Here is a 16,497-nt window from a genome sequence, read left to right as displayed (position 1 = left end):
TTTAAAAAAATATTTCAATATAAAAACAAAATAATGCAATCAATAAAATACATAATAAAAGTTAATTAAATAAAACCAACTTTAACAAAAAGATATCTTTTAATTTACTTCAAATGATAAAATTTAATCATGTATTAATGTTAGTCATGAAAAAGACCAACAAGTTAAATAAAGGAGTCTTATAAAATTGAAAAGAAAACACATTTTGTCTTTAGCTGTATTGCTTCTATTTGTAGCATTCACCGGTTGGAGAAGTCCAAAAGTACAGGCGAATACACCAAATTTCGGTGCTGCTCTTTATTATTCTTTTGATGGTAATAATTATCGAAATATCTCTTGGAATCAAGTTTCTGATATTAATCTCAGAACAACTTCTACCGTTTATATTCAGGAGCAACTCATTGCAACAAGTAATGGAGCACTGACTAATAAACTATGGAGTAGCTTCACTAATGCTGATGCATCTGGAAATGAATGGTTTACATTTGCAGATTACCCTACCTTGTCTGGAAGTAGCAATTTTTTACCTTTAGTAAAGATGACTTATACGACTGATGGCATTAACTATACAGATACAAAGCCTCCACTAAGTGAATTGAAAGGTGTTAAGGCGACTCTAAATGGAACACTCACCAGTCCTGAGTCTGACGGTACCAATCCATTTGTTAGTATTACTGCTCCATTGATTCCTAAAAAGGATGATATTATAAACAATAATATGTTAAATCAACCGATGTTCCCTGTTATGGGCCAATATTCTATTTTTTATGATTGGAGTATTCAAGACTGGTTTTATGAGCTAAATCCATCAATGATCATGGGACGATTTCAATTTTTAAATCCTGCTTTATCTGGTAAAGATATTACTGTTTTGTACCAAGATGAGAATGGCAAGGAAATTGCAACTCCTGAAACTTTAAACGGAAATATTGGAGATACTTATACAACTGAACAAAAGAATATTTCTGGTTATACTTTTAAAGAGGTGCAAGGAAATACAAATGGAACTTTTACTGACCAAGCCCAGACAGTAATTTATGTTTATCGTATGAATCAAGATTTTTCTAGTATTATTGTTCATGATTCAAACTTGATCGTCGGAGAGTATTGGTGCGCTCAAGATAATTTTGATTCTGCAACAGATTATTGGGGAATCCTGTAGATTTTTCAAATATTATTGTTAGTGGTGATGTAGATACTAGCAAAGCGGGAATATATAAGGTGAGCTATACAAGAGGCGTTCCTAATTTCTTTTCGAATTCGGAAAATCATGGGATATATAGTGCTGTGGCTACGATAAAAGTTAGTGATAAATTGCCAGATAAGGGAAATGTCATCATTAACTATGTGGATGAAGCTGGAAATACTCTCTCAAAATCTATAATCTTATCTGGTGATGTTGGTGAAAACTACTCTTCAGAACAAAAACATATTGATGGCTACACTTTTAAAGAAATTCACGGAAATCCTGATGGACAATTCACTCATCAAACTCAAAACATAACTTATATTTATAAAAAAGATGCTGTTTTGCCATCTGATCCAAAGCCATCTATCCCTACCTCTCCCTCAAAAAAGGATACTCATAAAAACAAGAGTATAGATAAAAAAGTTGAAAATAAAAAATTACCTACTACTGGAGATTCTCCTTCTGAATTTCTTTTGGTCCTTGGTGGTACTTTGATAGTTATTAGTTTGGGGGTACTGTTATTTAGAAAAATACAAGCACGATTTATTAATAAATAAACTAAGTAAAGCTGATATGCAATAAGTTGAATTTCTGTTTTTCTCTTTGGAGAATACGACGAGATAAAATCACTAAGAATTCTTAGTGATTTTTTATATTTTATTGATTTTGGGATAAGAGCTTCGCTATATCAATGTTGACAGATAGAACATTTACTGTTTTTTCTCCAAGAAATCCGAGTAATTTATTTTGAGTATTTTTTCTGACAATTTCTTTTAATTTACTTTCACTTAATCCTGTTGTTTTCGATAGCTCTGGTACTTGAACAAGCGCGCTTTCTGGACTAATGTCTGGGTCTAAGCCTGAACCAGAAGCGGTCAGTAAATCCGTCGGAATTTGTGATTTTGTTATTGTCGGATTTGCCTTGAGAAACGCAGCTTGATCTTTTTCAACACGGTATTGAAGTGCTGGATTGCTTGGAGCAAGATTTTGAGAACCTGATGACACTCCTGTGTAGATTCCTTTTTCTTTTTCTTTGGCGGTATAGGTATTGTAATTTACAGCAGAAGGGCGTCCTTTCATATATTGTGGCGCTGTGAATTCCTGTCCGATTAATGACGAACCTATAACTTTTCCGTCAGCAATAACTTGACTGCCATTAGCTTGATGGGGAAAGAGTGTTTGACCTAATCCTGTCATAAGCAATGGATAGAATAGACCGCAAATAACAATGAACACGAATGTAGTTAAGAATGGTGTTTTTATTTCTGTAAGTGATTTTTTCATATTTTCTCCTTTTTGTCAGCACTGACAATCAGTATTTTTTAAAGTCCAATCATATGCAAAAGTGGCGCAATAATAAAATCAATGATTTTGATGCCGATAAATGGTGCGATTACTCCGCCTAATCCATAAATGAGCATATTGTGTGTCAACATTTTTTCGGAACGTTGGGGTTTGTACTTGACCCCTTTCATCGCAAGTGGAATCAGAATAGGAATAATGATGGCATTAAAAATCAGAGCCGATAAAATTGCACTTGACGGAGTCGCAAGTCCCATGACATTGAGCACGCGCATCTCTGGAATCGCTAGCATAAACATCGCTGGAATGATGGCGAAATATTTGGCAATATCGTTGGCAATGGAGAAAGTGGTCAATGCTCCGCGTGTAATCAGTAATTGTTTTCCGATTTCAACAATATCAAGAATTTTGGTGGGATCGCTATCAAGGTCAACCATATTTGCTGCTTCTTTGGCAGCACTCGTTCCTGAATTCATAGCGATTCCTACATCGGCTTGAGCCAATGCTGGCGCGTCATTTGTCCCATCCCCTGTCATCGCAACGACTTTTCCTTTATTTTGCTCTGCTTTGATAGCTTCTATTTTATCCTCTGGTTTACATTCGGCGATGAAGCTATCTACACCTGCTTCTTGGGCAATGGTTGCGGCAGTCAATGGATTATCGCCTGTGCACATAATTGTTTTTATACCCATTTTACGCAAACGCGCGAATCGTTCAACTAGACCTGGTTTGATGGTATCTTTTAGATAAATAACACCCAGAATTTTATCATTTTCGGCAACGGTCAATGGTGTGCCGCCTGCTGATGAAATTTCGTCAGTGATTATTTTCAAGTCTGAGGGGATTCTTCCCCACGTTTTGTGACAAAAGCGGTAATCGCATCTGTCGCACCTTTTCTAATCGTCCGTCCTGTCAGAAAATCCACCCCACTCATTCGAGTTTGAGCTGTAAATGCTACAAAAGTCATATCAGCAGGTGTCATAAATTCTTTATCTTCTTGCTCCTCAGCCAGTTTGACAATGGATTTTCCTTCTGGTGTTTCATCCTGTAATGATGTCAGCACCGCACTCTCTGTCAGTGCTGACAACGTTACTCCAGTAACAGGTATAAATTTAGATGCCATTCGATTACCAAAAGTAATTGTTCCTGTCTTATCCAAAATCATGGTATCAACATCTCCACTCGCTTCAACAGCTTTTCCTGACATAGCAATCACATTGAAACGTGTCACACGATCCATACCAGCAATTCCGATGGCAGATAACAAGCCACCAATCGTTGTTGGAATCAAACAAACGGTCAATGCAATTAGAGTAGGTACAGCAAGCTTCACATGGACAAAATTTGCAATAGGATAAAGTGTCACAATGACAATCAAGAAAATGATTGTTAAGCTGACAAGAAGCGTGTTCAAAGCAATTTCATTGGGGGTCTTTTTGCGCGATGCTCCTTCGACTAAAGCAATCATTTTATCAATAAAGGATTCACCAGCATTTGATGTAATTTCGATTTTAAGCCAGTCACTTGAAACCGTTGTTCCTCCTGTGACAGAAGCAAAGTCTCCTCCTGATTCTTTGACGACAGGTGCTGATTCACCCGTAATGGCCGACTCATCAACAGAAGCTATCCCTTCAATGACTTCGCCATCATTTGCAATAAGCTCGCCTGCTTTGACAAGAATAATATTGCCTTTTTTCAGTTCAGAAGCATCAATTATTTTCTCGTCAGTACTGACAGAATTTCTGTCAGTACCAACAAGTCGTGCTTTCATATTTTCTTGCGTTTTTTTCAGACTCTCAGCCTGTGCTTTGCCTCGCCCTTCGGCAACGGATTCAGCAAAATTTGCAAAGAGAATTGTCAGTAGCAAAATCAGGGCTACGATACTATTGTAAATCTGTGTTGAACGACTCACTGGGCCAAACAAATCAGGAAAAATAGATAAAATCAACGTAATCGCAAAACCAATTTCAACCACAAACATCACTGGATTTTTTATCATATACATTGGGTTGAGTTTGATAAACGCTCCTTTGATAGAGCTTGTCAGTATTTCCCGATTTAATAATTTTTTATTTTTTGAAACCATCATAACACCTCACAAAGTTAAAGATTCAGCAATCGGCCCTAAAACTAAAGTTGGTAAAAAAGTTAAAGCTGAAATCACAATGACAATGACAAATAGCACAATGGTAAAAGTGCCTGTGTCTGTTTTTAGCGTTCCTTGTGATTCATTGACTGGTTTTTTCATCATCAATGAACCAGCGATTGCAAGTTGAATAATCATAGTCACATACCGTCCAAAGAACATGGCAAATCCTGTTGTGATATTCCAAAATGCAGTATTATCCTTCAGACCTTCAAAACCTGACCCATTATTAGCTGATGATGAAGTATATTGATAGATAATTTGTGACAAACCGTGAAAGCCCGGATTGCTCACTCCCGCAACACCTGCGGCAAGTGAAACAGCCAGTGCCGAAAAACTTAAAATGAGAAACGGATGCACAATGATTCCCATTGCAGTCAGCTTCATCTCTGTTCCCTCAATTTTTTTCCCAAGATATACAGGTGTGCGCCCAATCATCAAACCGCAGATAAAGACAGCCAAGATAACGTATAAAATCATGTTCATCAATCCAACACCTTTACCTCCGAAAATGACATTAAACATCATATTTACTAGAGCAACACCACCACTCAATGGCATCAATGTATCATGCATATTATTGACTGAGCCTGTTGTAAATGCTGTTGTAATTTCAGTAAAAAGTCCCGACATTGTCACACCAAATCGTGTTTCTTTTCCCTCCATATTGCCCATAGACTGACTAAGACCAATATGCTGTAAAATAGGATTTCCTTTAGACTCTACCCAGAGAATAACAATAAGACCAGCGATAAACAATACACTCATGACAATAAAAATCGGGCGTGCTTGTCTTCCGAGCCAAACTTTTTTAATTTTTTGAGTTTTGTCATTTACTGACAGCTTTTCAGAACGTTCTGTCAGCACAGATTGATTATCCGCAACCATATGTCCGAAAGCAACAAGGATTGAACCAGGTAAAAGCATCATTGACAGCATTTCAACAAGATTAGTAAGCACATTTGGATTTTCAAAAGGCATAGCTGAATTTGCCCCGAAGAATCCACCACCATTCGTTCCCAAATGCTTGATAATTTCAAGCGCTGCAACAGGCCCCATCGCAATATCTTGAAATTTTCCTTCCAAAGTTGTCACTGTCAAAGTGTGCATGAGCGTTTGAGGAACTCCTTGTGAGATAAGAATCAATGCGCCGATGATTGAAAAAGGTAAAAGAACGCGCGTAATAATCCGAACAAAATCAACATAGAAATTTCCCATATCTTGAAATTTGCCCGACAAACCACGAATAAATGCCATTGCAGCCGCAAAACCTGATGCAGCTGATGTAAACATCATAAAAGTAATCACAACCATCTGGCTTAAATAAGACAAAGCTGACTCTCCAGCATAGTCTTGCAAGTTAGTATTGGTGATAAAAGAAATTACAGTATTAAAGCTCAAACTTTGCTCCATCGCCGAAATTCCATTTGGATTAAAAATAGGCAAAGCCTGCACCCGTAAAATCAAGTAACCCCAAAAAGCCATTACCGCATTGGTCAAAACTAATGCAATTGCATATTTTTTCCAAGTCATCCCTTGTTTTTTTACCCCGATGCACTTATAAATCAGCGCATCCACACGATTCATCACTGAATCAGCAAAGGTGCGTTGTCCCGTTGCAATATGATAAAGATATTTTCCTGTAGGGAGCATTAAACAAACCCCAATTACTAAAACAAAAACACTTTGTAGCATCTCATTTTCCTCCTAAAACCGCTCTGGATGAATCAGCGCATAAAAGAGATAAAAGGCCAATAAAATAATAATAATCCCCAAAACAATAAACACTTCAACACCTCTTTCTAATTTCTCTTCATCTGATGATTACACCAAGTAATCAAACCAAAAATTAGTGCAAAAAGCACCACAAATATTATAAGCATCAATAAATCCATCAAAACATTATCCTCCTCTTTGATATCGAAATCATTCTAACATTTTAAAAATTAAGCTGGTATAAAGATTAGCCAAGTCATATAAAGATGATATAAAGATTTTATTTTTGAGATAAAAAAGCCTGTCAGCACTGACGGGCTAAAAAAACTTACTGACAAAAAATCTGTCAGTAAGTTTTTATCTTATCAAAGCAGGTACGTACTAATTCTCGATCTCTGCGGATAAAGTAGCACAATCTCCGTCCTCTCATGCTCCTCGCTCCATCACTAAAGCACTTAGTCGGAATGACAAATTTCGCATTCCGCCTTGGCTTCATTTTTCATCAATTTTAACCATTCGATAACCTACGCCAATATGCGTTTGGATAATTTTAGGATGTGCTGGATTAAGTTCAATTTTCTTGCGCAATGTATTAGCGAAGACACGCAAAGCCGAAAAATCCTCCTCATAATAACCCCAAATTTCCTTGACAATGAAATGATAAGTCAAAACACGATCAATATTTTCAGACAAAAGACAAAGTAATTTGTATTCAATTGGAGTCAGGTGGATCTCTTCACCATTGACAAATACACATTTTGACAAAAAATCTATTCGCAGCCAGCCGTTGATAAATTCTGTTTTTTCTGTCAGTGCTGACAGATTCTTGTCAGCAAATTTTGCTCGTCGTAAGCTCACACGCAGACGCGCTAACAACTCATCAGTGCTAAAAGGTTTCGTCAAATAGTCATCTGCACCCGCATCTAACGCACCGATTTTATCCGTCTCTTCACCGCGCGCACTCACCACAATAATCGGTAGTTGTGAGAAACCGCGCACTTTTTCAATGATTTCACGACCATCCATATCAGGCAGTCCCAAATCCAAAATCAATACATCAGGGCGGTGCGTTACTAACTCACGTAAAGCATCTTTACCCGTCTGAACCGCCGTATAATCATATTCTTCAACTTCCATCGTTAAAGACAATAATTTATTGACTGACGGATCATCCTCACAAATCAAAATTTTAATCACATCATTCTCCATCTGCTAAAACAACCTCCACTAAAGGTAATGTAAAACCAATAATTGCACCTTTTGGATAATTATCTCGTGCATAAATCTCACCACCGTGCGCCACGATAATACTCTTACACAAGGATAGACCAAGACCTAAACCACGTTTTGAATCCACTTGACGATTTCCTGTTGTATAAAATAAATCAAAAATTTTCAACTTTGCTTCATCTCTAATCCCAACCCCATCATCAGCAACTTCTACCACCATTTTTCCGTCCAAACGCTGTGTGCTTAGCACAATCATTGAGCCAACAGGCGTGTATTTTACAGCATTATTAATAATATTGATTAATACTTGAATCATTAAAGAAGCATCCATTTTCGCAGTCAACACCTCAGATGATAGTTCCAAACTAAATTGATGTTGACTCAAATGCCTATCCACATGTTTCAAAGCCTCCTCAATCACTTCGTCAATGATATTTGTTGTTAGCTGCAACTCCACATCACCATCCAATTTTGTGATAGAGAGCAGATTTTCGACTAAGTTAATCAGCCACATCGCATCATCATAGATATACGCTGAAAGCTCATTTTTCTGAAGCTCGTCCAGACTTTGACCAGATTCCATCAGTAATTTTGCATGACCTGAAATACTTGTCAGTGGTGTCCGCAAATCATGAGAAATCGCACGAAGTAGGTTAGCGCGAAGCTGCTCTTGTTGCATCTTAAGCTCCGTTTTCTGCTGCTCCTCACGTAAAATTTCTTTCTCCAAAGCTAGTGCAGCCTCACCTAAAATCGCAAAAACGACTGATTTTTCAAAAACTTCCAGTTCAGATTTTTCAGTCATTAATATTCCAATCACAGCAAAAACCTGATTTTTACCTCGAATAGAAAGATACAAATATTTTGAAGCAGATAAAGTACTCGTTGTTGCTCCCGCTCGCTTGTTATTATGCATCACCCACTCAGCTACGCCTTTTTCCTTATAGGATTCATAAGTGGCTAATGTACGATTAGACTGTCCCGTAGCAAAATAATGTGGTTCGCTAAGTACGCCTTCTTCAACAGGATAGACAACAATATCACGCTCCAACAATTTTTCAACTTGATAAGCTGTAGCCTCTAAAATATCTACTACCGAATCAGATTGTGCCAATTCCTTATTGGTTTGAAGTAAAATTTCCGTACGATAAGACTTCTCAGCAGAAGCTCTCACTTGCTCCTGAATCCTCTTAATCAATGTTGCTGTAATTAACCCTGCAGCAAGCATGATAAAAAAAGTTACTGGATAATTCGGACTAAATGCCACAAAAGTGAAATAAGGAGCAGTAAAAAAGTAGTTAAAACAAAGCACTGAAAGCACTGACGAAATAACGCTAAAAATTCTTCCCTTTGTCAGCACAGCATTAATCTGAACCCCTAAGATATAGATTGTAATAATATTTGCAACACTGAAATTCCAATATCGAAAAGCCAGACCGACTACCGTCACAATGACAAGCATCAGTAAAGTTTTAAATAAATCGCTGACAGAAAAATGTAGTTTTGCCAGTTGATAAAACTTTCGATGTGATGTCTCCTCCAGTGCTCTCCCATTTGGGATGACATAAATATCTAAATTAGGCGCCGTCTGACTTAAAAAATCAACAATATTCACCCTTCGCCAAAATGGTTGTTCCGCACTTTTACCTATTACTAGCTTTGACACATGACTCACCTTGGCATACTCTACGATTTGTTGAGGGAGGTCATCCCCATAAACAACCGAAACCTTTGCTCCTAGCTGTTCAGCTAACCGTAAGCTCTGACGTAACCTCAATTTATCTTCGTCACTAAAAGATTCAGTCTCCGCATTTCCCACATAAAGCGCCGTAAATTCTGCTTTAAACGCCATCGCCAAACGTGCCGCTGATCGAATCACGTGCAGTGCTGATGGTGAAGGAGAAACACAGACCAAAACATGCTCTTTCGTATAAGCACTATTTCTATTTTTATCCATGCGAACCGCACTATGGTTCACTTGGTCAGCTGTTTTGCGCAATGCTATCTCACGAAGAGCAATCAACTTCTCCTCTGTAAAGAAATTTTGCATTGCACGATAGGCTTGAGCTTTTTGATAAATCTTTCCCTTATCAAGACGTTCAAGCAAATCCAACGGCTCAATATCAACTAATTCTATTTGGTCAGCCTCATCAAAAATATCATCAGGAATCCTTTCATTCACACGAATTCCTGTTATCTTTTCAATAACATCATTCAAGCTCTCAATATGCTGAACATTCACCGTTGTATAAACATCAATTCCTGCCCGAAGTAACTCCTCAATATCCTGAAATCTTTTCTTATTCCGTGACCCATAACCATTAGTATGTGCCAACTCATCAACTAGCATAATTTGCGGTTTTCTTACAATTGCAGCATCAATATCAAATTCCTGAAGTTTAATTCCCTTATAAATCAAACTCTTAGTCGGTAATTTCTCCAATCCATCCAGCAATCGCATGGTTTCAGGTCGTGCATGAGGTTCAATATAACCAGCCACCACATCAATTCCATCTTTTTGGGCTTCATGCGCCCCTTCAAGCATAGCGTAAGTTTTCCCAACACCAGCCGCATAACCGAAATAAATTCGTAATTTTCCTTTTTTCATCATTTGCCCCTGATATTTAGTTGCTCATATTATAGCATTTATTTTCAAAGAGTTAGCCTATAAATCTATTTTTTGTAATACACGCCTCACAACATCACCTCTAAAAGAAAAGCCTGCATAATAATTATTATGCAAACTTTTAAAAATTTGTGAAGTCAAAACACTAAATTACTTCTTCAGGTATCTCTTCATGAGATAAGTAGCAATCAATACCAAGGCACCTATACCAGTGATACCAGCACTAACTACTCCCAAACTAGGTAATTTTGAACTTCCTTCATCCTTAACATCTTCATTATTACCGTCATTATCTCCATTACCATCATTAGGTTCTCCAAGTTCAAAGTTAGCAAAAACCAATCCTATCTTATCATCAAGAGTTCCACGATATTCAGGAAATTCTTCCAAGGCACCAAATTCTAAAAGATTAGGATTATTAGCTGAACGACGGGCTAAGCGGATGTGAATATCTGCTACATCACTATAACCTTGAGCTTCATCCATATAAGCAACAATCACTGTGTTAGTTGGCTGATAGCCAGCTGGTGGAGTATCCTCACTAATAATATAAAGATTCCCCCGAGACATATGATCCAGTGTTTTAGAACCATTAACCGTTGAAAGTGTAGCACCCGTCGATACATCTACCTCTGTTTCACTATCTTCGTCTTCCCCTCCAGAAAGTTCTAAATCCTCAAGGTTTAAAGTCTTCAGTGAATCAAAATCTGTCGCAGGAACAAATCTCTGTACCCATCGTAAGATAAATTGTGTATCCATAGGAGCATTAGTTCTTGCATCAACTTTCTCAATCGTAAACGGATGTGTAATATTTGAATGAACTTCAAAAGAAATAACATAAGCTGATGCTTCAGTATTACGTGACATCTTTAAAGCAGCCCTTGCATTAGATTCTAGATTTACCATTGGTTTGAAATCTGCATTTTGTGTTGTGATAAGTGAAACATAGCCTACAGGAGAAGGCGGATGAACAACAGAATCAGAGATAGCTTCATCAGGTGTTTCAATTAGGTCATCTCCTGAGATAGTTATAGCACTATTTGCATTAGCGTGTTCCTGTACTTTTGCAGCAGTCGGTGTTTTAATTGTCCATTGGCTCAATTCTCCGAAGTTTGGGAATAAACCAACAGTATCTTTTTTAACTAGTTGATACTCTGTATCATAATCTAATTCAATAGGGTCTGCATTTTCTATCAGATTTCCCTCATCGTCCAAAGGCGATAAATGTCCAGAATCATTTGATTTTAATAAAACAGTATCATCCAAAGCTACACTATCAAAAAGTCTCAAAGGAGTAACAGGTTCACTTGCACTTGTATTTCCATCCTCTCCATTGATTCTTCCAACTTTTGTCAGTTCAAAAGTCACCCCTGCTAATGGAGAAGTAAAGTCAGCATCCCATTTTGTTACTTCAAGATAGAGTGGAGGAGCAGCTTGATTATGAAAGATGAGGGTAAGTATAGGATTATTTTCTTCATCTTTTTCAAAGATAAAACCATTTTGCCCAATCTCTGCTTCCTCTAAAAACGGCACTTCTTCACCCTCAGCATTTATCGCGGTAAATCCACCCTCAAAATCAATTCTGAAATATTGAACCTCATCATTACGGAAATATCCATTTGGTGCTGCAACTTCTTGTAAAGCATACAACCCAGGTAACAAATTATCAAAACTTTCCAAAGCTGTCAAATCCGCTAAATCATCACTAAGCGCATTTAGATGGTATAGGTTAAAGTGTGCTCCTGAGATTGATTGCCCAGTTACTGCATCTCGTTTATCAACTTTTACAGAATTTTTAAATGCTTCAACATTAATCTCATTTGTGATATTAAGTGTAAGAACAAATCTATTATTCTCAGCATCCAACTCTACCTTCTCATCCCCAACAAATACTACAGGTTTTCCTTCCTTAATTTCTGCTCTTATTGTCCACGGTTCTGTTGGTTTATGACCCGCTGGCGTTGTTTCAGACAAGCGATATTCTTCTCCATAGTTCAATCGGAAATCTTCAAAAAGAATCTCCCCAGATTCACCTGTCCTATCACGCGCAACCTCTTTTCCTTCACTATTTTTCAGGATAAACTCTACCCCTGCTAATGGTTTATTAGTATGATTGGAAGTCTTAATCAACTGTAAACGGAAACGTTCTGTGTTGACAACTGTCATATCTGTAGTACCAGTTACATCCCACTGGTAAACATTAGACAGATTCTTATCTTCATCAGAAAATATTTCATTATTAACTTTGTAATTAAAATCTAGTCCAAGATTACTAAATTTCGGAAGTTTAGACAGTGAAGCTCTCCAATCTTCCTCACTACTTAATAAAACTGATTTTTCCCAGTCAGAAATTCCATTTTCTGTAGAACGGCCCAGCACCAGCTCTAATTGTTTAGGAATGCTTTCAAGATTAGCAACCCAATGTTTAGCAAAATCCAAATCCACACCAGGAGCATTACCCGATGGTACCGCAAATAGCGCTTCAGCTCTACTATTCACAGAGTTGGTATTATTTACAAATTGGGTAGCTACAGGGTCAGAGATATGATACCACTGCTCTGGAACAAAATTTTTATCCTCAGTCTTGATTCGTACTTGATGATAAATTTGAACTTCCTGATTAGCTCCTAAGCTGATATCAGATAATACTATAGAATCATTAGCAGAAGTATCTATAGCACCAATATTTCCTCCAGTTCCCACTAAGTTGGCTTTAACACTGCTTGATTCAAGATTAAATTGTTCGCCAATTTTAATATTAATTTGCCCGTTGTTAACAGTATTTAAATGATCTTGAAGTATACCGGACAATTTCTGAGAAATAAGATGAAAATCTCCACCAGGAAAATTGGTAAATTTTGATTCATTGCTTTCGTAATCATAATTTTCTCCATCAACTAGACGTTCAAAATTCTTTTTTACCTCTTCAATATTAAAACCACGTTCTGTTCCACTAGTATTCGTTGCAGCAATGTTCATCCCAATACCATAAAGTTGTATTCCATCTTGCTGCATCTTATCTGCCTGAAAGATTGTCGCTGGAAAAACATTGTCATACTGAGGGTTACTAGAACTAGAACCTACAGCATTTCTAGGACGAAGGCCACCATTAACTCCTTGAGACCAATCAATAATACGCCCAGAATTATTGTATCCATTACCATTACCTGCAACAGTAGTATTAGCACCAGATGGAGTCTGTGCCGCTGGGACGCCATCACGTATTGTTGAGTTCCCTTCACCAGTCGTTTCTGTAACTTCACCAATATCTATAGTATTATTAGAATTTTTATTATCAAATGCCGTTATTGAATTAGAAAACGTCGGAATCCCATCTGTCAGTAAGATAACAATCCTTTCACGACTTCCATCAGTTACGTCAAACATATTTTGAGCTGCACGAAGTCCAGCTTGAGTGAACGTATAATTAGAGGAAAGCGAAATCGGTGTTTGTTGAGGATTAGCAATCCTTTTTAAATCTTCCGCAGCCTGACCATAATTTTTCAAATTAAAGTAGGTCGCAGTATTTGCATCGTTTCCTGTATTATATACTTTTGACCCGAAAGCAACGTGTCCCACTCGAACATCGTCCGCTTTTACTCCCTCATAATTGGTTAGTAAGTTTGAAAATTCGTTGACTGCCCCTCGCCAATAATTCATACGCGATTGACTATCCATAGACGCCGAAAAATCTGATACTAAAATAACATCAAGCGGCTTGGTTAAGACATGCCGATAGCCTTTAACATGAGTGAAGACATCATATAGACCAGGAGTTTTAGTTTCTTTAGCAAATTGAGTGATATCAAATTCTGGTTGTGACATTGTACCATATTGAATCCAGGTATTATCTAATGTATTACTTGAGCCTATTTCTGGAAAATCACTTTCTGAAGCATCAGGTGCATTTGTTATAAAATTATTTATTCCTCTTATAGTATTTCCTGTATGATTCAGAACCCGTTCATGGTCAGCAACTTTCCAAGTGTTAGCTGCCAAAGGTCGTCCGCTTCCTCCAATATCAGATTCTTGGTCTTGATAATTCGGATTAATCGCACCAGATGTTTCTCCTGATGTTCTGATTGTACCAAATCCGCTAAATAAGGGGAGAACCAGAGCCAGAATCGCAAAAAGCTTTATTGACTTTTTAAATCTTTTTTTACTCATGGATTTTTACTTGAATTAATGTCCAATTTAACACTAATTCTTCCTTTCTCTAATATTTTCGTCATCTAATGAATACATTTTATTAACTTATAATTAGAATTATCTCATATAAAATTTAATTTACCTAATGATATGCAAATATCGATGATGGATAAAACCTTAATTTTACTGACTTTTTAAAGATTTTATCTATTTTAGTCAAAAGAAAAAGAGAGCTGAATGCTCTCTTTTGGTAAAATATACATTAAATGACGATCAAATCTTTTTTTGATTATTTATGAAAGCAATAGCTTCCCTATTCTGAATCTTCAAGTCCACACCTTGCGCTTTAGCAGCATAAATACATCCACAATAACATTGACGATAAACATCATATTCTTTACAAAGCTCAATAGAACGTTTATAGCCGTTATTTTTCTTAAAATCACTTGGAAGATAATTTACACTATATATTTTCTGAATATCAAGACCAATTTCATTGATAAGTTGACTATTTTTCTTTGGAGAAAGCGTCAGAGCACTACCAAAATAGTCAAACCCTAGTTCTTTGGCTTTCTCAGCCACAATATCCAATCTCATTTGAAAACAAGCCGTACATCTTTTTCCACCTTCAGGCTCACCAGCAAGATGATTTTCTTGTATCATTTTTATGAAAAGATTAGGCTCATAATCAGCGGAAATAAATTTAACTTCATTACCTGTTCGTTGATTGAATTCTTCAATAAATTGCTGCTGAACAATTTTTCGTCTTTCATATTCGCTAGCAGGATGTATGTTTGAATTAGCAAAATAAATTGTCACATCAGCTGTACGAGTAAGATATTCAAGTGAATAAGTGCTACATGGTGCACAACAACTATGCAGCAATATTTGAGGTCGAATCCCCTGCTCAATCCAATCTTCTTGTACTTTTTGAAAAACTCTATCATAATTAATTTTTTGATTTTTATTCATTTTTTCTAAAATTTCTGATGCATTTTTCATATTTTCTTCTTCCTTCAATCTTAAAAAATAATTATATCATAAAAAAATACCCTGATAATCTTATCAAGGTATTTTTTGTATGATTATTTCACCATAAGTTAAACCACTATTTTGCTTTTAAGATTTCTTCTTTACTATGAATCAGTTGTGTCAAAAAATCACAGTAAGGTGTTGCAACATGATATTTTACCCCTTTTCTTGATACTGCACCATTAATATAATCAATTTCTGTAAGACGATTATTTTTAATTAAATCTTGGTACATTGAGGGATAGTGCATACCGATGGTATCGGGATTAAAACAAGTTTCGACGTGCTCAACAACCTCAGATATATCTAAATTTACTCCTTCATACTTGGCTACAGCTGCGAATTCATCGACAATAGTGACAACCGTATCATGAGCAAATTGTGTAATTCCAAGCCCATACATATTAGTGTCTAAAATCGTACATAAACCATTCACTGTACCATTTACACAAGCTTTACGATAAATTGAATAACGAATATTCTCTGAATATTTAGCATTTAGACCAGACTCAAATAAAACTTTAGCAAGTTCTCTAGCAGCAGCTTCTTGCCCCATCGCCAAGTTCTGTAACTCGACTGAACCATCTCCAAATAACTTTACTCTACCAGGCGCTTCCAAGCCCGCAGTCCATATTGTGTTTCCAATGAAAATATTCTCTACTGGAACATATTTCTCAACAATATCCTCATGTCCAATCCCATTAAGTAAGCACAAAACTTTCGTGCGTTTATCAATTAGCGGCTTGATATCTTGAAGCATTTTATCCAATTGCATCGCTTTAGTAAATAAGACAATCAAGTCTGTTTTCTCTTGAGAAGAAATATTTGATTGAAGCTCTATTGGCAAATGAGCCACAATATCTTCCCCATTAAAATTAGCTTGTAAGCCATTTTCTTTAATTGCATTCACATGGTCAGCCCAGCCATCAACTAGGGTAACATCATTGCCGCCTTGATGTAGCATTAAACCAAAGCGACTCCCCATTGCACCAGCTCCTGCGATTGTAATTTTCATTTATCTATAGCCTCCAAGATTGTTTTTTCTGCTTGATATAAAATTAAAGCATACGAGAAAGATTGTATCTTTTTATGACAGAAAAATCAAATTCT

General features: G+C 36.7%; 10 protein-coding genes and 1 pseudogene. 2 read left to right on the top strand and 9 right to left on the bottom strand.

Translation table 11 applies throughout. The features are described 5' to 3' along the window. Positions 1-187: 187 nt before the first annotated feature. Positions 188-1,162, top strand: a complete 975-nt coding sequence (locus D7I46_RS13825; RefSeq protein ID WP_338033594.1) for a MucBP domain-containing protein — start codon at positions 188-190, stop codon at positions 1,160-1,162. Beyond that, positions 1,147-1,746, top strand: coding sequence for a MucBP domain-containing protein (locus D7I46_RS13820; protein WP_120771594.1), 600 nt, complete (start codon positions 1,147-1,149; stop codon positions 1,744-1,746). Before D7I46_RS13825 ends, D7I46_RS13820 begins: the two co-directional genes overlap by 16 nt. A 100-nt stretch (positions 1,747-1,846) precedes the next feature. Here D7I46_RS13820 and D7I46_RS03345 read toward each other — a convergent pair whose 3' ends face one another. The 9 genes and pseudogenes from D7I46_RS03345 to D7I46_RS03305 all read right to left on the bottom strand — a co-directional run bounded on the left by D7I46_RS03345 (position 1,847) and on the right by D7I46_RS03305 (position 16,402). Then, complete coding sequence (locus tag D7I46_RS03345; RefSeq protein WP_120771593.1) at positions 1,847-2,473, bottom strand: K(+)-transporting ATPase subunit C; 627 nt, start codon at positions 2,471-2,473, stop codon at positions 1,847-1,849. Between the two features lie 38 nt (positions 2,474-2,511). Further along, positions 2,512-4,577 (bottom strand): annotated as a pseudogene (kdpB, locus tag D7I46_RS03340) (potassium-transporting ATPase subunit KdpB). 9 nt (positions 4,578-4,586) lie between these two features. Further along, positions 4,587-6,332 (bottom strand): potassium-transporting ATPase subunit KdpA, encoded by a 1,746-nt coding sequence (locus D7I46_RS03335; protein ID WP_120771592.1) that lies wholly within the window; start codon positions 6,330-6,332, stop codon positions 4,587-4,589. Between the two features lie 12 nt (positions 6,333-6,344). Then, positions 6,345-6,425 carry a K(+)-transporting ATPase subunit F gene (kdpF, locus tag D7I46_RS13770; protein ID WP_205570831.1) on the bottom strand — a complete coding sequence of 27 codons (81 nt, stop codon included), beginning with the start codon at positions 6,423-6,425 and terminating at the stop codon, positions 6,345-6,347. 420 nt (positions 6,426-6,845) lie between these two features. After that, positions 6,846-7,562 (bottom strand): response regulator transcription factor, encoded by a 717-nt coding sequence (locus D7I46_RS03325; RefSeq protein WP_120771591.1) that lies wholly within the window; start codon positions 7,560-7,562, stop codon positions 6,846-6,848. After that, positions 7,552-10,191, bottom strand: a complete 2,640-nt coding sequence (locus D7I46_RS03320; RefSeq protein WP_240424482.1) for a sensor histidine kinase — start codon at positions 10,189-10,191, stop codon at positions 7,552-7,554. The genes D7I46_RS03325 and D7I46_RS03320 overlap by 11 nt, the downstream gene beginning before the upstream one ends. A gap of 165 nt (positions 10,192-10,356) precedes the next feature. Further along, positions 10,357-14,373, bottom strand: a complete 4,017-nt coding sequence (locus tag D7I46_RS03315; RefSeq protein ID WP_120771589.1) for a vWA domain-containing protein — start codon at positions 14,371-14,373, stop codon at positions 10,357-10,359. Positions 14,374-14,628: 255 nt separating this feature from the next. Further along, positions 14,629-15,357: an epoxyqueuosine reductase QueH gene (locus D7I46_RS03310; protein WP_120771588.1), complete on the bottom strand. Its 729-nt coding sequence runs from the start codon at positions 15,355-15,357 to the stop codon at positions 14,629-14,631. Between the two features lie 106 nt (positions 15,358-15,463). Further along, positions 15,464-16,402 (bottom strand): 2-dehydropantoate 2-reductase, encoded by a 939-nt coding sequence (locus tag D7I46_RS03305; RefSeq protein ID WP_120771587.1) that lies wholly within the window; start codon positions 16,400-16,402, stop codon positions 15,464-15,466. Positions 16,403-16,497: the final 95 nt, after the last annotated feature.

It is taken from the genome of Lactococcus allomyrinae (genome assembly GCF_003627095.1).
In the GTDB taxonomy this organism is placed as follows: domain Bacteria; phylum Bacillota; class Bacilli; order Lactobacillales; family Streptococcaceae; genus Lactococcus; species Lactococcus allomyrinae.
Note: the sequence above shows the minus strand (reverse complement) of the source record. Positions and strands in the feature narration are given on the sequence as shown.

What these genes read in the sequence shown, in the direction of transcription:
- D7I46_RS03345 (WP_120771593.1), bottom strand. Translation starts at nt 2,473, where the DNA reads ATGAAAAAATCACTTACAGAAATAAAAACACCATTCTTAACTACATTC.
- D7I46_RS03335 (WP_120771592.1), bottom strand. Translation starts at nt 6,332, where the DNA reads ATGCTACAAAGTGTTTTTGTTTTAGTAATTGGGGTTTGTTTAATGCTC.
- D7I46_RS03325 (WP_120771591.1), bottom strand. Translation starts at nt 7,562, where the DNA reads ATGGAGAATGATGTGATTAAAATTTTGATTTGTGAGGATGATCCGTCA.
- D7I46_RS03320 (WP_240424482.1), bottom strand. Translation starts at nt 10,191, where the DNA reads ATGATGAAAAAAGGAAAATTACGAATTTATTTCGGTTATGCGGCTGGT.
- D7I46_RS03315 (WP_120771589.1), bottom strand. Translation starts at nt 14,373, where the DNA reads ATGAGTAAAAAAAGATTTAAAAAGTCAATAAAGCTTTTTGCGATTCTG.
- D7I46_RS03310 (WP_120771588.1), bottom strand. Translation starts at nt 15,357, where the DNA reads ATGAAAAATGCATCAGAAATTTTAGAAAAAATGAATAAAAATCAAAAA.
- D7I46_RS03305 (WP_120771587.1), bottom strand. Translation starts at nt 16,402, where the DNA reads ATGAAAATTACAATCGCAGGAGCTGGTGCAATGGGGAGTCGCTTTGGT.